This is a genomic window from Micromonospora sp. NPDC000316 (assembly GCF_042898885.1).
Lineage (GTDB): Bacteria > Actinomycetota > Actinomycetes > Mycobacteriales > Micromonosporaceae > Micromonospora.
In genome coordinates this window covers 368,144-387,820 of the sequence record NZ_JBIAZG010000005.1, presented here as the reverse complement: position 1 = coordinate 387,820, position 19,677 = coordinate 368,144, and the positions used below count along the sequence as shown (strand labels likewise).

The 19,677-nt window shown below is 71.8% G+C and carries 19 protein-coding genes; 8 read left to right on the top strand and 11 right to left on the bottom strand.

What is annotated here, in order from left to right:
• Positions 1-205: 205 nt before the first annotated feature.
• Together dxs and ACFY2Q_RS14670 are read right to left on the bottom strand one after the other, a co-directional pair.
• Positions 206-2,152, bottom strand: a complete 1,947-nt coding sequence (gene dxs / locus ACFY2Q_RS14675) for a 1-deoxy-D-xylulose-5-phosphate synthase (protein WP_387130277.1) — start codon at positions 2,150-2,152, stop codon at positions 206-208.
• A gap of 139 nt (positions 2,153-2,291) precedes the next feature.
• Positions 2,292-3,452, bottom strand: coding sequence for an anhydro-N-acetylmuramic acid kinase (locus tag ACFY2Q_RS14670; protein WP_387130276.1), 1,161 nt, complete (start codon positions 3,450-3,452; stop codon positions 2,292-2,294).
• Between the two features lie 90 nt (positions 3,453-3,542).
• On the opposite strand from ACFY2Q_RS14670, the gene ACFY2Q_RS14665 reads away from it, so the two are divergent.
• Both ACFY2Q_RS14665 and ACFY2Q_RS14660 read left to right on the top strand, forming a co-directional pair.
• Entirely contained in the window at positions 3,543-4,013 is a 471-nt protein-coding gene (locus ACFY2Q_RS14665) for a MarR family winged helix-turn-helix transcriptional regulator (RefSeq protein WP_387130275.1), read from the top strand.
• A 229-nt stretch (positions 4,014-4,242) separates the two neighbouring features.
• Positions 4,243-4,992, top strand: a complete 750-nt coding sequence (locus ACFY2Q_RS14660; RefSeq protein ID WP_387130274.1) for an SDR family NAD(P)-dependent oxidoreductase — start codon at positions 4,243-4,245, stop codon at positions 4,990-4,992.
• Positions 4,993-5,053: 61 nt separating this feature from the next.
• Here the strand turns inward: ACFY2Q_RS14660 and ACFY2Q_RS14655 are convergent, their stop codons facing one another.
• The gene (locus ACFY2Q_RS14655) at positions 5,054-6,322 is read right to left on the bottom strand and encodes a class I SAM-dependent RNA methyltransferase (protein ID WP_387130272.1); all 1,269 of its coding nucleotides are present in this window, start codon (positions 6,320-6,322) and stop codon (positions 5,054-5,056) included.
• Positions 6,315-8,384: an APC family permease gene (locus ACFY2Q_RS14650; RefSeq protein ID WP_387130270.1), complete on the bottom strand. Its 2,070-nt coding sequence runs from the start codon at positions 8,382-8,384 to the stop codon at positions 6,315-6,317. Before ACFY2Q_RS14650 ends, ACFY2Q_RS14655 begins: the two co-directional genes overlap by 8 nt.
• Before the next feature lie 182 nt (positions 8,385-8,566).
• On the opposite strand from ACFY2Q_RS14650, the gene ACFY2Q_RS14645 reads away from it, so the two are divergent.
• Together ACFY2Q_RS14645 and ACFY2Q_RS14640 are read left to right on the top strand one after the other, a co-directional pair.
• Positions 8,567-9,232 (top strand): potassium channel family protein, encoded by a 666-nt coding sequence (locus tag ACFY2Q_RS14645; RefSeq protein ID WP_387130269.1) that lies wholly within the window; start codon positions 8,567-8,569, stop codon positions 9,230-9,232.
• 3 nt (positions 9,233-9,235) lie between these two features.
• The gene (locus ACFY2Q_RS14640; protein ID WP_387130267.1) at positions 9,236-9,925 is read left to right on the top strand and encodes a potassium channel family protein; all 690 of its coding nucleotides are present in this window, start codon (positions 9,236-9,238) and stop codon (positions 9,923-9,925) included.
• A 28-nt stretch (positions 9,926-9,953) separates the two neighbouring features.
• Here ACFY2Q_RS14640 and ACFY2Q_RS14635 read toward each other — a convergent pair whose 3' ends face one another.
• The 4 genes from ACFY2Q_RS14635 to dut all read right to left on the bottom strand — a co-directional run bounded on the left by ACFY2Q_RS14635 (position 9,954) and on the right by dut (position 12,409).
• Positions 9,954-10,637 carry a DUF3159 domain-containing protein gene (locus ACFY2Q_RS14635; RefSeq protein WP_387130265.1) on the bottom strand — a complete coding sequence of 228 codons (684 nt, stop codon included), beginning with the start codon at positions 10,635-10,637 and terminating at the stop codon, positions 9,954-9,956.
• Positions 10,638-10,662: 25 nt separating this feature from the next.
• Positions 10,663-11,043: an OB-fold nucleic acid binding domain-containing protein gene (locus ACFY2Q_RS14630; protein ID WP_387130264.1), complete on the bottom strand. Its 381-nt coding sequence runs from the start codon at positions 11,041-11,043 to the stop codon at positions 10,663-10,665.
• Between the two features lie 126 nt (positions 11,044-11,169).
• Positions 11,170-11,844 (bottom strand): DUF3710 domain-containing protein, encoded by a 675-nt coding sequence (locus ACFY2Q_RS14625; protein WP_387130262.1) that lies wholly within the window; start codon positions 11,842-11,844, stop codon positions 11,170-11,172.
• A 25-nt stretch (positions 11,845-11,869) separates the two neighbouring features.
• Complete coding sequence (gene dut, locus ACFY2Q_RS14620; protein WP_387130261.1) at positions 11,870-12,409, bottom strand: dUTP diphosphatase; 540 nt, start codon at positions 12,407-12,409, stop codon at positions 11,870-11,872.
• An 83-nt stretch (positions 12,410-12,492) separates the two neighbouring features.
• Here dut and ACFY2Q_RS14615 point away from each other — a divergent pair, with 83 nt between their 5' ends.
• Positions 12,493-13,026 (top strand): DUF3093 domain-containing protein, encoded by a 534-nt coding sequence (locus ACFY2Q_RS14615; RefSeq protein WP_387130258.1) that lies wholly within the window; start codon positions 12,493-12,495, stop codon positions 13,024-13,026.
• 100 nt (positions 13,027-13,126) lie between these two features.
• Here the strand turns inward: ACFY2Q_RS14615 and ACFY2Q_RS14610 are convergent, their stop codons facing one another.
• Complete coding sequence (locus ACFY2Q_RS14610) at positions 13,127-13,924, bottom strand: hypothetical protein (RefSeq protein ID WP_387130256.1); 798 nt, start codon at positions 13,922-13,924, stop codon at positions 13,127-13,129.
• 119 nt (positions 13,925-14,043) lie between these two features.
• Entirely contained in the window at positions 14,044-14,340 is a 297-nt protein-coding gene (locus ACFY2Q_RS14605; protein ID WP_007075406.1) for a DUF4193 domain-containing protein, read from the bottom strand.
• 434 nt (positions 14,341-14,774) lie between these two features.
• Here ACFY2Q_RS14605 and ACFY2Q_RS14600 point away from each other — a divergent pair, with 434 nt between their 5' ends.
• Entirely contained in the window at positions 14,775-15,290 is a 516-nt protein-coding gene (locus ACFY2Q_RS14600) for a LytR C-terminal domain-containing protein (protein ID WP_387130383.1), read from the top strand.
• A 108-nt stretch (positions 15,291-15,398) separates the two neighbouring features.
• On the opposite strand, the gene ACFY2Q_RS14595 is transcribed toward ACFY2Q_RS14600, so the two are convergent.
• Complete coding sequence (locus ACFY2Q_RS14595; protein ID WP_387130255.1) at positions 15,399-16,220, bottom strand: inositol monophosphatase family protein; 822 nt, start codon at positions 16,218-16,220, stop codon at positions 15,399-15,401.
• 288 nt (positions 16,221-16,508) lie between these two features.
• Here ACFY2Q_RS14595 and ACFY2Q_RS14590 point away from each other — a divergent pair, with 288 nt between their 5' ends.
• Both ACFY2Q_RS14590 and ACFY2Q_RS14585 read left to right on the top strand, forming a co-directional pair.
• Positions 16,509-18,128: an RNA polymerase sigma factor gene (locus ACFY2Q_RS14590; RefSeq protein ID WP_387130253.1), complete on the top strand. Its 1,620-nt coding sequence runs from the start codon at positions 16,509-16,511 to the stop codon at positions 18,126-18,128.
• Positions 18,129-18,374: 246 nt separating this feature from the next.
• The gene (locus tag ACFY2Q_RS14585) at positions 18,375-18,608 is read left to right on the top strand and encodes a hypothetical protein (protein WP_053657441.1); all 234 of its coding nucleotides are present in this window, start codon (positions 18,375-18,377) and stop codon (positions 18,606-18,608) included.
• Positions 18,609-19,677 lie beyond the last annotated feature (1,069 nt).

Below are 19,677 nucleotides of genomic sequence, written 5' to 3'. Positions count from 1 at the left end.
GGCCGGGGGGCCGGGGGGCCGGGGGAACGGGGGGAACGGGGGGAACGGGGGAACGGGGGGAACGGGGGAACGGGGGAACGGGGGAACGGGGGAACGGGGGAACGGGGGAACGGGGGGAACGGGGGGAACGGGGGGAACGGGGGGAGACCGCGTAACGAACGGCGGGCACCCCCTCGCTGGGGTGCCCGCCGTTCGTTACGCGGTTTTAGTTTTGGGCTGAGGTTTCCGTGGGGGTTAGACGGACCGGGGTGTTGTCTAGGCCGGAGATCCAGCCGGTGACGTTGCGGGCCACGTCCTGCGCGGTCAGGCCGAGGTCGGCGAGGATCTGCGCGCGGGTGCCGTGCGGGTGCCAGTCGGCCGGTACGCCCAGGTCCTTGAGCGGCACCCGGACGTCGGCGTCGCGCATCGCCTGGCCGAGCGCGTCGCCCACCCCGCCGACCCGGACACCGTCCTCGACGCTGACCACGAGCCGGTGGCTGGCGGCCAGCTCGACCAGTTCGGCCGGCACCGGGCGGACCCAGCGGGGGTCGACGACTGTGACCCCGTAGCCCTGCTCGGCGACCCGGGCGGCGACCTCCATGCCGAGTTGGCCGAAGGAGCCGACGGCGACAAGCAGCACGTCGGTACGCGCCGACTCGGCAAGCACGTCGACCGGGCCGACCCGACGCAGGGCCGGTAGGTCGGCGGCGACGGTGCCGGTCGGGAAGCGCACGACTGTCGGGCCGTCGTCGACGGCCAGCGCCTCGCGCAGCTCCTCGCGCAGCGTGACGGCGTCGCGGGGAGCGGCGATCCGCAGCCCCGGCACCACACCGAAGACCGACATGTCCCAGATGCCGTAGTGGCTGGGGCCGTCCGGGCCGGTGATGCCCGCCCGGTCCAGCACGAAGGTCACCGGCAGCTTGTGCATCGCCACGTCCAGCAGGACCTGGTCGAAGGCGCGGTTGAGGAATGTGGCGTAGACCGCCACCACCGGGTGCAGCCCGCCGAGCGCCAGCCCGGCCGCCGAGGTGGCGGCGTGCTGCTCGGCGATGCCCACGTCGTACACCCGCTCGGGGTACTTGCGGGCCAGCTTGGCGATGCCTGTCGGCTCGGCCATCGCGGCGGTGATGCCCACCACGTCGGGCCGCTCGTCGGCGATGGCCAGCAGCTCGTCGGCGAAGACGTGCGTCCACTTCACCGCAGGGGCGGCCAGCAGCGCGCCGGTCTCCACGTCGAACGCGCCGCCGGGGCCGTGCAGGCAGTCGGCCTCGTCCTCCTCGGCGGGGCGGTAGCCGTAGCCCTTGCGGGTGACCGCGTGCACGATCACCGGGCCGCCGAAGTTCTTCGCCGCGCGTAGCGCCGACTCGACAGCCGCCACGTCGTGCCCATCGACCGGGCCGACGTACTTGATGCCGAGGTCCTCGAACATGGCCTGCGGGGCGACGGCGTCCTTGATGCCCTTCTTGACGGCGTGCAGCACCTCGTACATCGGCTTGCCGACGAGCGGGGTGGAGCCGAGGGCGTCCTTGACCGTGTCGAGGACCTTCTCGTAGCCCGGGTTGAGCCGCAGCGAGGAGAGGTGGTCGGCCAGCCCGCCGATGGTGGGCGAGTAGGACCGGCCGTTGTCGTTGACCACGATGACAAGCGAGTTGCCGGCGGTGGCGATGTTGTTGAGCGCCTCCCAGCACATGCCGCCGGTGAGCGCGCCGTCGCCGACCACTGCCACGACGCTGCGCGCCTCGCCCCGCAGGGCGTACGCCTTGGCCAGGCCGTCGGCGTAGGAGAGCGCGGTGGAGGCGTGCGAGTTCTCGATCAGGTCGTGCTCGCTCTCGGCCTGGCTGGGGTAGCCGGAGAGGCCACCGCGCTGGCGGAGCTTGTCGAAGCCAGCCTGGCGGCCGGTGAGGATCTTGTGCACGTACGCCTGGTGGCCGGTGTCGAACAGGAGCCGGTCACGGGGGGAGTCGAAGACGCGGTGCATGGCGAGCGTCAGCTCGACCACACCGAGGTTGGGCCCGACGTGCCCGCCGGTGCGGGAGACCTTGGCGATCAGGAAGTCGCGGATCTCCGCGGCGAGCACGCCCAGCTCCTCGCCCGACATCCGCTTGACGTCCTGCGGACCGCGAACCGTCCCCAGCAGCCGGCCGTGGTTAGCCGTGTCCTCTTCAACACTCATGACCGGAGAGTCTATCGGCCGGGCGGTACTTCGCAGCCCGGCCGGAGCCGCCCGTACCCTGCTCCGGTCGCCGGGTGAGGGCTGCGCCCCTGGTCAGGCGTCCGGCGGCCGGGCGCCCGGTGACCGGCCGCACGCCGGGTCAGGTCCGGATCCGCAGCCGGCGCGGTGGGCTGACCGGTGCGCCAGCGAACGCCGGCCCGGCCGGGGTCCACGAGCCGAGCACCGCACCCCGGGCGGCACCGGTCACCGACGGGATGGATCCGGGCAGGCCGTGCCAGGACAGCCAGCCGAGCAGGGCGAAGGCGTACGCCTCCTTGGCCTGCGCGGGCACGCCCAGCTCGTCGGTGCCGCGCAGCCGCCACCGACCGGCGCCCAGGTCGGCGAGCCGGCCCAGCAGGGTCAGATTGCGCACACCGCCCCCGGCGGCGATCACCTCGACCACGCCGTGCCTGTCGCACTCGGCCGCCACCACCCGCGCGGTCAGCTCGGTGAGCGTGGCCAGCAGGTCGTCGACCGGCACGGGCTCGCCGAGCGCGGTGAGGTGGCGGTCCAGGTAGCCGGCGTGGAACAGCTCCTTGCCCGTGGACTTGGGCGGCGACGCCGCGTAGTAGGGCTCGGCCAGCAGGTCGGCGAGCAGCCCCGGGTGGACCCGGCCGGCCGCCGCCCGCTCCCCGTCGATGTCGCACGGCTGGTCCAGGAAGCGCCGGGCCGCCGCGTCCAGCAGGGCGTTGGCCGGGCCGACGTCGTACCCGAGGACCGGGGCTCGCGGCGCGACCACCGTGAGGTTGGCGATGCCGCCCAGGTTGAGCGCCGCGCGCGGCCCGGCGGCGTCGTCGAGCAGCAGCGCGTCGAAGGCCGGCACCAGCGGCGCGCCCTGACCGCCCAGGGCGATGTCCGCCGAGCGCAGGTCACTGAGCACGGGTACGCCGACGCGGGCCGCCACCCGCGCCACGGCGCCCAGTTGCAGGGTGCCCCGGGCCACTCCCGCCTCCACCCAGTGGAAGACGGTCTGTCCCGGCGAGACCACGGCGTCGGCCGTGCCGCCGGCCAACTCCAGGCCGATGGCAGCCGCCTCGGCGAACACCTCACCGAGGCGGTTGTCGAGCTGGCAGACCGCCTCGATGGTGGTGGCAGCTGGCGGCAGCAGAGCGGCGATCTCGGCGCGCAGGGCCTCGTCGTAGCCCAACTCGCGGTGCCCCAGCGGCCGCAACCAGAGGGTGTCCCCCTCGACGGTGAACTCCGCCGCGACGACGTCCACCCCGTCGTACGACGTCCCCGACATCAACCCGACGATCTTCACGGCGTCAGGCTAGCGGCGGTGTCGTGCCCGCGCCCGCGCTCGCCCGAGCCGGAGCGAGGACGGCCTGCCGTCCTGCCGTAGCGTTGGGGGGTGACTGAGCCTGAACGGCTGAACGATCGTGAGCAGCGGGCCTGGTTCGGCTTCCTGACGATGCAGGAGGACGTCCGGCGGCACCTGAACCGCCAGTTGCTCCGCGACGCGGGGATCTCGCTCGCGGATTTCGCCGTTCTGAGCGGTCTGCGGCTACACCGGGACGGACCGATGCGGGTCTTCGAGCTGCGGGAGGTCCTGCGGTGGGAGAAAACGCGCCTCACCCACCAGCTATCCCGCATGATCCGCAGGGGCCTGCTGGAGCGCCGCAGCTCCGACGGTGATGCTCGGGGGACCTACATCGCGCTCACCGAGGAAGGGCGCACGGTGATCGACCGGGCGACTCCGTTGCACCTGCGGTACGTGCGGGAGGTCTTCCTCGACGTGCTGAGCCCTCGGCAGATCGACACCTTGGCCGTGATGTCCGAGGCGGTGCTGGACAACCTCAAGGACGACCCCTTCGAGGAATGAAAGCCGACGTCTCTGCGGTGACTCATCACCCCTGACGCCCTCCTGATTGGTGATGCATCGTCACCCCGGTTCAGTGCGGGAAAGTCGAGCTCCGACGCAAAAAGCTGCTCCACCTGGGTGATGTGTCACCTGTCACCAAGGGGTGACGAGTCACCCCCTGCTGGCTACCGTTGGCCCCACAGCCGCCGGCCGCATCGAGCGGCCCGGTTCCCAGCGAAAGGAACTCATCATGGGACGAGTAGCAGGAAAGACGGCAGTGGTCACCGGCGGCGCGATGGGGATGGGGGCGGCCACCGTACGCCGGCTCGTCGCCGAGGGCGCCAACGTGGTCATCGCCGACGTGAACGTCGCCGAGGCCGAGGCCCTCGCCGCCGAACTCGGGCCGACGGCAGTTGTCGAGAAGCTCGACGTCCGCATCGCAGAGCAGTGGACCGACCTCGTTCAGCGGACCGAGGAGCGGTTCGGCAGCGTCGACATCCTCGTCAACAACGCAGGCATCGCCGATCCCGCTCCCCTGGAGCAGTGGGACGTGGCGCGGCTACAGCACACCCTCGACGTGAACCTCATCGGCGTCTTCAACGGCATCCAGGCCGTGACCCCGGCGATGAAGCGAGCCGGCGGCGGCTCGATCGTCAACATGGGCTCCGTGGTGGCCTTTACCGGACTCCCCCGGATGCCCGCGTACGTCGTGTCCAAGTGGGCCGTACGCGGTCTCACGAAGACCGCCGCCCTGGAGTTGGGCGCGTACGGGATCCGAGTGAACGCGGTTCACCCCGGTCAGATCAACACCCCGATGACGAGGGGCGCCACATTCGACACCAGCAACGTCGCGCTGGGGCGTGTCGGGCAACCCGACGACATCGCAGGTGCGGTGCTCTTCCTCGCAAGCGACGACGCGCGGTTCGTCACCGGCAGCGACCTGACCGCCGACGGCGGGCAGACCGCCGGACAGGCCGACTACCAGGGCGTACCCAAGTAGGCAGCGCAGGCGGGCCACCCCGAGCAGCGGGAGGCCAGCGCTGAGCACACCGCCGACCCTGTCAGCTGATCGCCTCCGGCGCGGGGACCAGCAGCCCGACCATCTCGACGTGCTGGGTCATCGGGAACAGGTCGAATCCGCGCAGCGCCGCCAACCGCCAGCCCAGCCCGGCGAAGGTGCGCACGTCCCTGGCGAAGGCCGCCGGGTCGCAGGCCACGTACGCGATCGCGCGCGGGCCGGCGGCGGCCAGCGCGCGGACCACCGGGGCGCCGGCCCCGGAGCGCGGCGGGTCGAGCACCACGACGTCGACCGGGCCGGTGATCCGCCGGCGGGCCAGCGCGGTCTCCACCCGGGCCGACACGACTTCGACGCGGGGCAGGTCGGCCAGGTTCTGTCGGGCGGCGGCGACGCCCTGCGGCGCCGCCTCGACCACTGTCACCCGGCCGGTCGCGCCGACCCGGGTGGCCAGCCCGGCGGCGAAAAGCCCGGCGCCGCCGTAGAGGTCCCAGGCCACCTCGCCCGGTCGCGGGTCGAGCAACTCCAGGACGGCCGTGGACAGCGTGTCGGCTGCCGCCGGGTGCACCTGCCAGAAGGCGGACGCGGGAAGCGTCCAGTCCCGCCCGGCCGCCACCTCGCGGACCTCTGTCGGCCCGCTCACCGGCGTGGAGATCCCGTCGCTGACCTGGGCGACGGTCACGTCCCCGCCGGTGCTGGCGACGGTCTCCACGGCGTCGGCGGCCGGCCAGGACGCGCCGGTCGGGGTGAGCACCGGCAGCTGCTGGATGGCCGGGTGGGCGATTCGGCAGCGGTCGATCGGCACGACCTCGTGTGAGCGGTGCTTGAGCAGGCCGGCACGGTCGCCGGCGTCCACCGCGTAGCGGACCCGGGAGCGCCAGCCCAGCAGCCCGCCGGGCAGCGCCTCGACCTCGACGCCGAGCCGGTCCAGGTCGGCGTCGGTCAGCCCGCCCAGGCGGACCAACTGCTCGCGCACCACTGCGGCCTTCCAGGCCAACTGCGCCTCCGGGGCGACATGTTGCAGGTCGCAGCCGCCGCAGGCACCCGGCTTCGCGTACGGGCAGGGTGGCTCGACCCGGTCCGGCGAGGCGTCCAGCACGGTCACCGCGTCGGCCCGCACGAACCCCTTGTGCACCTCGGTCACCTCGGCGATCACCCGCTCGCCGGGCAGGGCGTGCCGGACGAAGACCACCTGCCCGTCCACCCGGGCCACGCAGTGGCCGCCGGGGGCGACCGCGTCGACGGTCAGCTCGACCCGCTCCGCCTCGGCCAGGCCACGCTCATATTCCACGGGTACGGCGGTCTGCTCAGTCACGGCTGTTCCCGACCGTTTCGTCGTCCGCCGGGCCGCCGTCGCCGGGTGGCGCGGCTACGACGGTCGACGGCACGCCGCCGCGTGGTCCGCGGGCCGGAGTCCGGGACAGGGTGGCGTCCAGCCGGTCCAGGTTCTTGTTCGCGGTCGAGGCGAGTTGCCACGGAACGCTCACCACCATCACCCCCGGTTCGAAGAGCAGCCGGCCCTTGAGGCGCAGCGCGCTCTGGTTGTGCAGCAGGTTCTCCCACCAGCGTCCCACCACGTACTCGGGGATGAAGACGGTGACCACGTCGCGCGGTGACTTGCGGCGGGCGGAGGCGACGAAGTCCAGGATCGGCCGGGTGATCTCCCGGTACGGCGAGTCGATCACGGTGAGTGGGATCGCCATGTCCCGGCGATCCCACTCGACCTGTAGGTCCCGGGTGTCCGCGTCGTCGACGTTCACAGTCACCGCGGTCAGCGTGTCCGGCCGGGTGGCCCGCGCGTACGCGATGGCCCGCAGCGTCGGCTGGTGCAACTTGCTGACAAGCACGATCGCGTGGTTACGGGCGGGCAGCACGGCCCGGCCCTCGTCCGGTGGGGTCAGCTCGGCGGCGACCCGGTCGTAGTGCCGGTGGATGGCCAGCATCAGCACGTAGATCAGCGCCATCGCGACGATCGCGATCCACGCACCGAGCAGGAACTTGGTGATCAGCACGATCACCAGCACGGCGCCGGTCAGGCCCATGCCGAACGTGTTGATGGCCCGGGACCGGTGCATCCGGCGGCGCGCTTCCGGATCCCGCTCGATCCGCAGGTGCCGGTTCCAGTGCCGGATCATGCCAGCCTGGGAGACGGTGAACGAGACGAAGACGCCGACGATGTAGAGCTGGATGAGCCGGGTCACCTCGGCCTGGAAGCCGACGATCAGCACGATCGCGAAGAGGGCGAGGAACACGATGCCGTTGGAGAACGCGAGCCGGTCGCCTCGGGTGTGGAACTGCCGGGGCAGGTAGCGGTCCTGGGCGAGGATCGAGGCGAGCACCGGGAAACCGTTGAACGCGGTGTTCGCGGCCAGGAACAGGATCAGGGCGGTCACCCCGGCCACCACGTAGAGCAGGATCGAGCCGGAGCCGAAGACCGTCTCGCCGAGCTGGGTGGTGACGGTCTTCTGCACGTACCCCTCAGGGCCGGAGACGATCTGTAGGCCCGGGTCCTCGACGAACTGCAGGTGGGTGAGCCGGGCCAGCCAGATGATCCCGACCAGCATGCTCACCGAGATGCCACCGAGCAGCAGCAGGGTCGTGGCGGCATTGCGGCTCTTCGGCGCCTTGAACGCCGGCACCCCGTTGGAGATCGCCTCGACTCCGGTGAGCGCGGCGGCGCCCGAGCTGAACGTCCGCAGCAGCAGGAAGATCAGCGCGAAACCGGTAACGCTGTGCTCGGCCTGGATCACCAGGTCGGCACTTGGCGCGCGGAGCTCGTCGCCGAGGATGAAGACCCGGACCAGGCCGGTGAGCAGCATCCCGCCCATCACGATCACGAAGCCGTAGGTGGGGATGGCGAACGCCGTGCCCGACTCGCGCAGCCCGCGCAGGTTCACCGCGGTCAGGAGGGTCACCGCGATCACCGCGATCAGGACCTTGTGGGTGGCCACGAACGGCACCACCGAGCCGAGGTTTGCCACGCCGGAGGAGACCGACACGGCCACCGTGAGCACGTAGTCGACGAGCAGGGCGCTGGCCACCCCGACCCCGAACTTCGGGCCCAGGTTGACAGTGGCCACCTCGTAGTCACCGCCCCCGGAGGGGTAGGCGTGCACGTTCTGCCGGTAGCTGGCCACCACCGTGAGCATCACGACGACGACGGCCAGCGCGATCCACGGGGAGAACACGTACGCGGAGGCACCGGCGATGGAGAGGGTCAGAAGGATCTCGTCGGGCGCGTACGCGACGCTTGACAGCGCGTCGGAGGCGAACACGGGGAGCGCGATGCGCTTCGGCAGGAGGGTGTGCTGCAGGCGGTCGGACCGGAACGGTCGACCGAGGAGCAGCCGCTTCAGCAGCGAGGTGGGACTGGCCACGAACGCCAAGGGTACGACCATCACGGCGAGAACGCGGGGGTGGGCGATCACGGCCGCCGAGCGCGACGGGGTACGGTCGGTCCCCGCTGCCGACTGGCACGTGGCAGGCTCGCAGTCGACGGCAACGGGCCGCGCGTGCGGAGAAGGCAAGCGGCAGCGGTACCCACCTTGGGAGGGACAGCGTGCACGTCGTGATCATGGGATGTGGCCGGGTCGGGTCGACCCTCGCCCACAGCCTGGAGTCCCGGGGGCACTCGGTGGCGGTGATCGACCAGGATGCCGACGCCTTCCGTCGGCTCGGCCCCGACTTCGCCGGGATCACGGTGACCGGGGCGGGCTTCGACGGTGACGTGCTGCGCCAGGCCGGCATCGAGCGGGCGGACGCCTTCGCGGCCGTCTCCAGCGGCGACAATTCCAACATCATCTCGGCCCGGCTGGCCCGTGAGACGTTCGGGGTGTCCCGGGTCGCGGCACGGGTCTACGACCAACGCCGGGCGCAGGTCTACGAACGGCTGGGCATCCCGACCGTGGCGACCGTGCGCTGGACGGCCGACCGGATGCTGCGGCACCTGGTGCCGGAGGGCAACGTGGAGATCTTCCGCGACCCCACGAGCACCGTGTCGATCGTCGAGGTCCCGGTGCACAAGGACTGGATCGGCCGTCCGGTGCGAAAGCTGGAGGCGGCGGCCGGGGCGCGGGTGGCCTACCTGATCCGCTTCGGCATCGGCACGCTACCTACCGCCTCCACAGTCCTCCAGGAGGGCGACCAGGCCTTCATGCTGGTCAGCGACGACATCGTGCAGACGGCCACGTCGGTGGCGGCGGCGCCGCCGGAAGGGGGGCACTGAGCCATGCGTATCGCCATCGCGGGTGCCGGTAACGTGGGCCGTTCGATAGCCCAGGAGCTGATCGACAACGGCCACCAGGTGATGCTGATCGAGCGTCAGCCCAAGATGCTGCGCCCCGAGCGGGTGCCGTCCGCCGAGTGGGTGCTCGCCGACGCGTGCGAGGTGGCAAGCCTGGAGGAGGCCAACGTCGCCGGATGCGACGTGGTGGTCGCCGCCACCGGCGACGACAAGACCAACCTGGTGCTGTCGCTGTTGGCCAAGACCGAGTTCGCCGTGCCGCGCGTGGTGGCCCGGGTCAACAGGGCCGAGAACGAGTGGCTCTTCACCGAGCAGTGGGGCGTGGACGTCGCGGTGAGCAAGCCGCGGGTCATGGCCGCGCTTGTCGAGGAGGCAGTCACCGTCGGCGACCTGGTCCGACTCATGACGTTCCGGCAGGGCGAGGCGAACCTCGTCGAGATCACCCTGCCGCCGACCGCGCCGTACGTCGGTCAGCCGATCCACGCCGTGCCGCTGCCCCGCGACGCCGCGCTTGTGGCGATCCTGCGCGGCAAGCGGGTCCTGGTGCCCAGCCCGGACGACCCCATCGAGGCCGGCGACGAGCTGGTGTTCGTCTGCACCGCCGAGGTGGAGGACGACGTCCGCGCGGTGATCCTCGGCCCAGACAGCGTCGAGCGGACCCGCAACTCGCGCTGAGCCGCAGGCGCGGGGTTGCCCGGCCCGGTCAGGCGCCGGGCAGCGGGGACGGTTGCGGCGCCCGGGTGACCCGGCGCACCGTCCAGACCGTGATGAGCAGCAGCAGCGCGTACGGCGGGTAGCCAAGCGCCAGCCGGGCCACGCCCAGCGCGGTGTCCTGGTGGGCCAGGTAGAGCCCGGCCTGCACACCCACCTTGGCCAGCCAGACCACGCCCCAGAGCACGGTCAGCTGGGTGAAGGTGCGCACCAGCTTCGGGTCGTCCCGCCACTCGGAGCGCCCCTTGGCCACCAGCACCGACCAGATCCAGCCGACGAGGGGCTGCCGGATGGCCGCCGAGATCAGCAGCGCGATGCCGTAGCCGATGCCGTAGAGGATGCCGGGGAGGTAGAAATCCCGCTCGTCGCCGGTGCGCCAGGCGATGGCGGCGCCGATGCCGACGCCGAACAGCCCGTTCATCGCGTGTCGGATCGGCCGGCGCTGAGCCAGCCGCAGCCCGGCGATCAACAGCGCGACGGCCACCGAGGCGATCACCGCGGGCCGCAGCTCACCGATGATGTTGGCGACGACGAAGACCACCACCGGGATGCTGGACTCCACAAGCCCCCGCCAGCCGCCAAGCTGGTCGGCCATCTGCTCGGCGACCGTCGGCAGTCGCTCGTCGTCCTGGGGCCCGGTCTCCGGCTGTGCCGCCCGGTCCTGTCCCGTCGTCATGGCCGGCCTTCCGTCCGCAGCGCCGTCACTTCGGCGAGTCCAGCTCGTAGTACGGGTTGTAGATGACCTTGCGGTCGTCGCGCATCGCCACACGGCCACGCGCGGTCAGGTGTCGCCCCGGCTCGATCCCGGAGATGTGCCGCCGGCCCAGCCAGACCAGGGTCACCACGTCGCTGCCGTCGTACAGGTCGGCCTCGAGGGTGGGCAGGTTGGTGCGCGGCGTGTAGACCACCGTGCGCAGCCGCCCTGCGATCGAGACCACCTGGCCCCGGGAGCACTGCTGGGCCAGGACGCCGCCGCACTCGGCGCTCTCCTGCCGCAGCTCCTGCGCGTCGATCTCGGCCTCGCTGGCGGTGAGCCGTTGCAGGATGCGCCGCAGCGACACCCTGCTCTCGTCGGTCATCATGACCTCCGCGTCACCCTCTCCACGCTCGCCGGCCCGCAGTGGGCACCGCCCCGGCACCGGCAACGCCGGAACCGTTCCGCCAGCGTACGCCGACGGGGCCGGTTCCGGCGCTCCGGTGCTCGGTGGTCAGACCTGGCGGGACTCGGAGGCGGCGGACGCGCTGCCAGCCTCGGCGTCGGCCTGGTCGGCCATCTCCCGGGGCAGGCGCAGCGGCAGCGGCTCGCGGACCGGCTTCGCCTCCTGCCCTCGGTCGACCACCAGGCCGTCCAGGCACTCGGCGAGCGGCCCGGCCTTGGCCGGGTCGACTGCCACCGGGCCCTGGAAAACGCCGCGGACCATCCAGCGCGGCCCGTCGACGCCGACGAACCGCAGGTGCGTGGGGCCGTCCGGGGTGCTCACCTGGGCGTGCAGCTCCGGGCCGTACTCGCCGTCGACCTCCTGGGCGGTGGCACCGTCGCGCAGCAGCGACTGGCGGATCTCCTCGCGCACCTCGTCCCAGATCCCCTCGGAGCGGGGCGCGGCGAAGACACCGAGCTGTAGCGCGTTGTCACCGTTGACGAGCACCACCTGCTGGATCACGCCCTGCGGGTCGGCCTGCACCCGCACCTCCACCTCGGCGACCGCCGGGATGCGCAGGCTGCCCAGGTCGAGGCGCTGCACCTCGTCGTCGATCTCGGAGATGTCGTACGGCCCGCGCACAAGCGCCGGCGTCGACTCGCCGGTGCCCTCGTCGAGGACCTCGGTGGTCCGCTCGTCACGGGAGTGCCGCCCGGCACCGGCCCGCTTTCGGGAGAAGATCACTGCGCCCGCCCTCCGCTGTTCGCACTCACCCTGCCACCTCTTCCGTCCGGCCACGGCCCGGCTCGTCGACCCGATCCCGCGCGACCCGATCTTGCCCGGCCGGAGCCGGCACCAGCCCGGCGTGCCCGCCGGTCGACCCGTGCCCGCCGGTCCCACGCTGGGACTCGGGCAGCTCGGCCACCGGCTCGAACCGCGCCCGTGCGACCCGCTGGATCACGAGTTGCGCGATCCGGTCACCGCGGGAGATCTTCGCTGGCGTGTCCCGATCATGGTTGATCAGGTTGACCAGGATCTCACCCCGGTAGCCGGCGTCGACCGTACCGGGCGCGTTGAGCACCGTCACGCCGAGCCTGGCTGCCAGACCGGATCGCGGATGGACCAGGCCCACGTACCCCTGCGGCAGGGCGATGGCCACCCCGGTGGGCACCAGGGCACGGCCCCCGGGCGGCAGCTCCACGTCCGTGGCGGCCACCAGGTCGGCCCCGGCGTCGCCCGGATGGGCGTACGCGGGTAGCGGCAACTCGGCATCGAGCAGCCGCACGGGCACGGGTACGACGTCGGTCACGGGACCCTCTTCCGTCCGGTTGTCGGGCTGACCCTGCCATCCTGCCGGTTACCCGGGCCGCCGTGCGCCGTACCCTCGCAGGAGTGAGCATGTCGCCCTCCCCGTCCTCCGGTCGGCCACCGGTCGCGGCCCGTCCGACCCACGCCGAACGGCTGGATCTGCCCTGGTGGCTCTGGCTGGTCGGGTTGCTGACCGCCGCGCTGTTGGCCGTCGAGCTCTGGATGGGCGGCACCGGCGCGCGTGCCTGGGTGCCGTTCGCGGTGTTGCTGCCGGTCACCGCGGCCGGGCTGTGGTGGCTGGGCCGGATCCGCGTCGCGGTCACCGACTCCGAGCTGCAGGTGGACGACGCCCGGCTGCCGGTGCGCTTCGTCGCCGACGTGGTCCCGTTGGACGCTGCCGGCCGCCGTGAGGTGCTCGGGGTCGGCGCGGACCCGCTCGCCTTCGTGGTGCAGCGGCCGTGGGTCAGCGGTGCCGTGCAGGTGGTGCTCGACGATCCGGACGACCCGACGCCGTTCTGGGTGGTGAGCAGCAGACATCCGGTAGAGCTGGCCGAGGCGCTGCTCGCCGCCCGGGACGCTCGGACGCCCGCCGACCGGAGTGCCGGCGGGCCGGGCTGACCCCCGACGGCGACCTGACGGCGGCGCACGGCGCAGGGCTCGGCTGAGGCCCGCGCGGCCCTACCGAGCCCACGTGTCCTGCTTCGCCGTGCGGCCCCGCTCAGGTGCCTGTCGGCGGGCCGGGTAGGGCTGCTGGCGGCGCCGGCCGGGCGATACCGCGACGGCGCAGGTCCACCTGGAGCTGCTCGGCCATCTGTCGGGTGGCCCGGCGGTTGAGGAAGCTGGCTACCGCCGCACCGGTGAGGAACGGCCCGAGTGTGGTGAGGTTGCGCCCGAAGCGCCGCAGCAGCGTGTCCCGCAGCTCCTTGCGGGCGGCGCTGCCGAGCACCGCGCCTATGCCGACGCCGGGCACCATGGGGTTGACTCCGCGCTGGGTGGCCCACGAGTGCACCAGGGCGACAGTCCGTTGGCTGCCGCTGTCGGCCAGCGGCACGCCGTAGACCTCGTGCAGCTCACCGACCAGCTTCAGCTCCACCGCCACCACGGCGACGGTCTCGGCGGCAAGCAGCACCGGCGCGGAGAGCAGGGTCGGTGCGACAGTCCACTCGACGGCGGCGACTCCCCCGCCGGCCGCGCCGATCCCGGCGGTCGTCCGGGCCGCGTTGCGGATCAACCGGTCGGCCAGGGCGGTGTCATCGAGGCCGGGGAAGTGCTGGCGCAGGGTGGCCAGGTCGCGCACCGGGAGGTGTGGGGCGATCTCGGTAACCGTGTCGACCATCCATCGCACGGCCGCACGGGGCTTGAACAGGTCGGAGATGCCTCGGCTGCGGGCCTGCCCGACCATCCGGGTGAGAAGTTGACGCCGCCGCGCCGGCTCGATGTCGTCGGCGGTCAGTGCCGCGACGGTGGCGCCGAGTTCGTCCGCGCCGCCGTCGGTGGTGTCAGGTCGATCGCTCATGGCTCGGACCTCCCGGTGCTGTGGCATCCGCTACGAGTCAAGCAGGTACCCACCGCGGTCGCATGCCCACACCGATAGCGGCGGCCCCGATCGGGGGGCCGCCGCTGGTGTCGTGCGTGTCAGACGCACTCGCGGCAGATCAGCTCGCCGTTCCGTTCGACCGCAAGCTGGCTGCGGTGGTGGACCAGGAAGCAGCGGGCGCACCGGAACTCGTCCTGCTGCATCGGTAGCACCTTGACGGTGAGCTCCTCGTCGGCCAGATCGGCACCGGGCAGCTCAAAACTCTCGGCGACCTCGGCCTCGTCGACGTCCACTGCGCCCGACTGTGAGTCGACGCGCCGTGCCTTGAGCTCTTCCAGGCTGTCCTCGCCGAGGTCGACCTCGTCGCGACGCGGGGCGTCGTAGTCGGTGGCCATCGGTTTCACTCTCCCATATCGATGTTGTCGCTTCCGGTTGTAACGCCGGACGACGCTGTTTCGGTTCCGCTGGTCGGCCACCACTTGTGTCGGGCTCCCGACCCGTGGACCGCACGAATCGAGATCACCGGGGCAACACCCCTGCGAGCGCGGAACCTTACCCCCCCGAGGGCGAGGCATGTATACCGCCCTTGTGGCTGTGATGTACGCCCCCGCACGCCAGGATGTTCCCAATGTGACTCAGGCGACACGAAGATAGGGGTAGTAGTACCCGGTTCGCGGTCGGCGCGCCGGCATGTCGGGCTGTTTCCACGCGACGGCCGGACAACCGTTAACCTCAGCGGCGTATTCGACGGCCGACGGTCTGTGCGATCGATGACGGCCGCCGCCGCCCCACCTGAGCTCCCGGGAGCGCCCAGATGAGTTTTGCGCGAGTGCGAGCACTCGTCGTGGTCGGCCTGCTGGGGGTCCTGGCCCTCGCCTTCGTGATCACCGCGGTCCTCCGCGACAGCCAGAGCGGTGCGGGCGTCAAGGGCTGCCCGGAGGGTTGGCCGCTTGCCGACGTCACGCTGCACGAGACCAAAGACGTCAAGATCAATGTGTTGAACGCGACCGACGAGCCGGGCCGGGCCGGCGCCGTCGCGGACGACTTCCGCAACCGCAAGTTCCAGGTCCAGAAGGTCGGCAACGCGCCGAAGGGCATCGACGAGGTGGCCGTGCTGCGGTACGGCCCCAAGGGCGTCGGCTCGGCGCACCTGCTGCGGGCGTACTTCCTGAACAACGCCGACTACCAGTACGACGACAAGCGTACGGACGACGTCGTCGACGTCGTCCTGGGCAACGGCTTCCAGCAGCTCGCCACGACCACCGAGGTGAACCAGTCCCTCGGTGACCTGGGCGCCCCGCAGGCGCCCCCGGGCTCCTGCCCGTCCCCCGCCGCCGACAAGTGACCCGGTAGCCGGCCGGGCCCACCATCCGCCGGACGTCCGGGGCGTCCCGGGCGCTCCGGCGTGGCAGCCGGTGGCGTCGGACGCGCCCCGGCCGGCGCCGGCTGCCGGTCAGGGGCCGCCGGAGGCGTCCAGGGCTGCCAGCCGGTCGTGTAGCGGCTGCAGGAGCGCGGGCGGCGCCGCGATCACCAGGTCGGGGCCGGGCGGGCGACCGGCCAGGCCGGTGACCCGCACGCCGGCCTCCGCGGCCACGAGTCCGCCGGCGGCCAGGTCCCAGGCCTCCAGGCCCTTCTCGAAGTACGCGTCCAGCCGCCCCTCCGCCACCAGGCAGAGGTCCAGCGCGGCGGCGCCCAGCCGGCGGATGTCCCGCACGTGCGCGATAAGCCCGGCCACCACCGACGCCTGGTGCGCCCGCCGCCCGGCGTCGTAGCCGAAGCCGGTGCCGACAAGCGCCTGCCCCAGGTCCGTCTCGCCGGAGCAGCGCAGCCGGACACCGTCGCGCCAGGCGCCACCGCCGGCCGTGGCGGTCCACTCCTCGCCGGTGCTCACGTTGCGCACTACGCCGGCGACCACCACCCCGTCCACCTCGGCGGCCAGCGACACCGCGCTGTACGGCAACCCGTAGAGGTAGTTCACCGTGCCGTCGATCGGGTCGATGATCCACCGCACGCCGCCCGGCTCGGCCGGACCGGTGCCCTCCGTGCCGTACTCCTCGCCCAGGACGGCGTCGCCCGGCCGCAGCCGGCGCAGCGCGTCGAGCACCTGCCGCTCGACGGCCCGGTCCGCGGCCGTGACCACGTCGGTGACCGTGCTCTTGGTCGCCGCGACCGAGACACCCTCGACCCGCATCCGGTGTGCGGTGGCCGCGGCGTCCCGTGCCACGTCGAGCGCGATCGCGAGCAGTTCCCGCGCTGACGGCGCCGAATCGTGCATCCCAAGGTCCCCTTCCCGTACGACCGGGGTGTTCCGGGCCGTCCGCGAGTATCATCCTTACAAAGTCCACATCTGCGCCGAATCGGCGGTCCCGCCGCTGTTACACCGTGCGGCGCAGGATGATCGCCGCAGACGGCGTTACAATTCACCCTGCCCACGCGCCGCGGACCGCCGACCACCGGCCGGCCCGGGACACGGGGGCCCCTCAACCACATCGTCTGGCTCGGTTGCCCCATGCTGTGTCGGACGACCCGGCCGTGCCCGCTCTTCGCCTCCGGAAGGTCATTCGTGACAGAACCCCGCCAACCCGGCGCAGACGTTCGCTCGCTCACCGACACGCTGATCGCGCACGCGCAGAGCGCCGGTGGTCAGCTCACGTCGGCTCAGCTCGCGCGCACCGTCGAGTCCGCCGAGGTGACTCCGGCCCAGGCCAAGAAGATCCTGCGGGCGCTCTCCGAGGCGGGAGTGACTGTGGTGGTGGACGGCTCGGCGAGCACCCGCCGCCGCGTCGCCGCCGCCCGCTCGACCACGCCGGCGTCTCGGGCCACCACCGCCAAGACCACCAAGAAGGCCGCAGCCCCCGCCCCGAAGCAGGCCCCCGCCTCCGACGAGTCGACGCCGACGGCGCCGGCCCCCCGGAAGGTGGCCGCGCGCAAGGCCACCGGCAGCACCGCCGAGGTCGGCGCCGCCGCGGCCACTCCGGCGAAGGCCACCAAGTCGACCCGGGCCACCAAGGCGACGGTGGCCGCGGCCGCCGGCGCCAAGCCGGTCAAGGCCGGCGGCAAGGCCAAGGGCGAGGGCGGCGAGGGTGAGATCGACCCCGAGGAGCTCGCCGCCGCCATCGAGGACGTCGTGGTGGAGGAGCCGGCCGAGCTGGCCCAGGCCGCCGAGACCGACGCCGCCGCGTCGGCCACCGACAACGACTTCGAGTGGGACGACGAGGAGTCCGAGGCGCTCAAGCAGGCACGGCGTGACGCCGAGCTCACCGCCTCCGCCGACTCCGTCCGGGCGTACCTGAAGCAGATCGGCAAGGTCCCGCTGCTCAACGCCGAGCAGGAGGTCGAGCTGGCCAAGCGGATCGAGGCGGGGCTCTACGCCGCCGAGCAGCTGCGCGCCGCCGACGAGGGCGAAGACAAGCTCCCCCGGGAGATGGTCCGCGACCTGGGCTGGATCTCCCGTGACGGCGAGCGCGCCAAGAACCACCTGCTGGAGGCGAACCTCCGTCTGGTGGTGTCGCTGGCCAAGCGGTACACGGGGCGCGGGATGGCCTTCCTCGACCTGATCCAGGAGGGCAACCTCGGCCTCATCCGCGCGGTCGAGAAGTTCGACTACACCAAGGGCTACAAGTTCTCCACGTACGCCACCTGGTGGATCCGGCAGGCGATCACCCGGGCGATGGCCGACCAGGCCCGCACCATCCGCATCCCGGTGCACATGGTCGAGGTCATCAACAAGCTCGGCCGCATACAGCGCGAGCTGCTCCAGGATCTGGGCCGTGAGCCCACGCCGGAGGAGCTGGCCAAGGAGATGGACATCACACCCGAGAAGGTGCTGGAGATCCAGCAGTACGCTCGGGAGCCCATCTCGTTGGATCAGACCATCGGTGACGAGGGCGACAGCCAGCTCGGTGACTTCATCGAGGATTCCGAGGCTGTTGTCGCGGTCGACGCGGTGTCGTTCTCGCTCCTGCAGGACCAGCTCCAGCAGGTGTTGCAGACGCTGTCCGAGCGTGAGGCGGGTGTCGTACGCCTCCGGTTCGGCCTGACCGACGGTCAGCCGCGGACGTTGGACGAGATCGGTCAGGTCTACGGGGTGACCCGGGAGCGGATCCGGCAGATCGAGTCCAAGACGATGTCGAAGTTGCGGCACCCGTCCCGGTCGCAGGTCCTTCGGGATTACCTGGACTGAGCCGATTTCGTCAACAGAACGTGTCGTTTTGACCACCTGGTGTGCAACACCAGATGGTGATCGTCCGGATGCGGGAATGTGATCGTTGACGTGGCACCCTGGGTGCACGGCACACTGTTGCCAGCCAGGTGTGACCTCGGTCCCCCGCGGGCACACAGGGAAGGCAAGGCCCGGCATGGGTGTTGCACGATAGGTGAGCAACGACCGAAGAGATTGTTCATCGGTGACGACCAGAGGAGGAAGGCGATGAACTCGACCCTCACGCCGCCGCCCGAGACGGTGGCGCCCCCAGCCGCCGATGAACGGTGCGACCGCTGCAACGCTGCCGGGAAACTCCGGATCACCCTGGCGGGTGGGAGCGAACTGGTGTTCTGCGGACACCACGCGAACAAGTACGCGGAGGATCTCGTGAAGATCACCGAGCGGTTCGCGACGGAGCCCGATTTCACCTGGCGTGGCGCCGATTTGATGGCGAACTAACCGCAAACGACATAGCCGGCCGGAGGCACCCCGAGGGTGCCTCCGGCCGGCTTTTCGCTATCCAACTCAAACCCACCCGCGCGCCGCCCCGCGCCGCCCCGCGCCGCCCCGCACCGCCCCGCACCGCCCCGCACCGCCCCGCACCGCCCCGCACCGCACCGCACCGCACCGCGCCGCACCGCACCGCGCCGCGCCGCGCCGCGCCAAGATCGTGCTCGATCCAGGATCGAGGGCGACCCTCGAAGCGGCCCCCGGGCCGCGCCGGTCCCCCAGGGCCGCGCGAGCCCCGGCATCTCTGCGAGGGTCGGGACAGGTCGCCTGGATTCGGGGCCGGATCCGCGAGTCCCGGCAGGTTCGGGCAGGTCCCGCAGGTCCGTGCCGGGTCGGGACAAAGCCGGCAGGCCCGGGCCAGACCACACAGTGGCTCGCGGCGCCGGAAGCGCCACCTGCCCGCGCGGCAATTGAGGCCGGCGCAACCCTCGCCGGGACTCCATCAGACAGCGACGGGCGCCCGTCGGATCGAGATCAACACGAGATCGGCGATATCGGGGTATCCCGCCCACCAGAACACCCCGATATCAGCGATCTCGTGTTGATCACCGCTGTGGTCCCGACACGCGAGAGGCCCGACCGGATGTTGGGAAGCCGACCAGCCCGGCAACCCGGCAATACCGGCATACCCGATCAGGTCGGGCGGACAGCCGTCCGTCAGGACACCGTCCGTCAGGACACCGCCCGTCAGGACACCGCCCGTCAGGACAGCCGGTCAGGCGGCATCGTTGAGCGGTGAACGGGCCCCGGCCAGCGGCAGGTCTGGGCCAGACCCAGCAGGTCTGCGTGGTCGTCCCGGGTGGTCAGGGCAGGTCTGAGCCAAACCCAGCCGGTCCGCATGATCGTCCCGGGTGGGTCAGGGCAGGTCTGAGCCAAACCCAGCAGGTCCGCATGATCTGTCCCGGGTGGTCAGGGCAGGTCTGGGCCAGACCCAGCAGGTCCGCATGATCGGTCCCGGGTGGTTAGGGCAGGTCTGGGCCAAACCCAGCAGGTCCGCATGGTCAAGGCAGGTCCGCAT

What these genes read in the sequence shown, in the direction of transcription:
- ACFY2Q_RS14610 (WP_387130256.1), bottom strand. Translation starts at nt 13,924, where the DNA reads ATGAGCGATCGACCTGACACCACCGACGGCGGCGCGGACGAACTCGGC.
- ACFY2Q_RS14660 (WP_387130274.1), top strand. Translation starts at nt 4,243, where the DNA reads ATGGGACGAGTAGCAGGAAAGACGGCAGTGGTCACCGGCGGCGCGATG.
- ACFY2Q_RS14585 (WP_053657441.1), top strand. Translation starts at nt 18,375, where the DNA reads ATGAACTCGACCCTCACGCCGCCGCCCGAGACGGTGGCGCCCCCAGCC.
- ACFY2Q_RS14595 (WP_387130255.1), bottom strand. Translation starts at nt 16,220, where the DNA reads ATGCACGATTCGGCGCCGTCAGCGCGGGAACTGCTCGCGATCGCGCTC.
- ACFY2Q_RS14640 (WP_387130267.1), top strand. Translation starts at nt 9,236, where the DNA reads ATGCGTATCGCCATCGCGGGTGCCGGTAACGTGGGCCGTTCGATAGCC.
- ACFY2Q_RS14630 (WP_387130264.1), bottom strand. Translation starts at nt 11,043, where the DNA reads ATGATGACCGACGAGAGCAGGGTGTCGCTGCGGCGCATCCTGCAACGG.
- ACFY2Q_RS14605 (WP_007075406.1), bottom strand. Translation starts at nt 14,340, where the DNA reads ATGGCCACCGACTACGACGCCCCGCGTCGCGACGAGGTCGACCTCGGC.
- ACFY2Q_RS14635 (WP_387130265.1), bottom strand. Translation starts at nt 10,637, where the DNA reads ATGACGACGGGACAGGACCGGGCGGCACAGCCGGAGACCGGGCCCCAG.
- dxs (WP_387130277.1), bottom strand. Translation starts at nt 2,152, where the DNA reads ATGAGTGTTGAAGAGGACACGGCTAACCACGGCCGGCTGCTGGGGACG.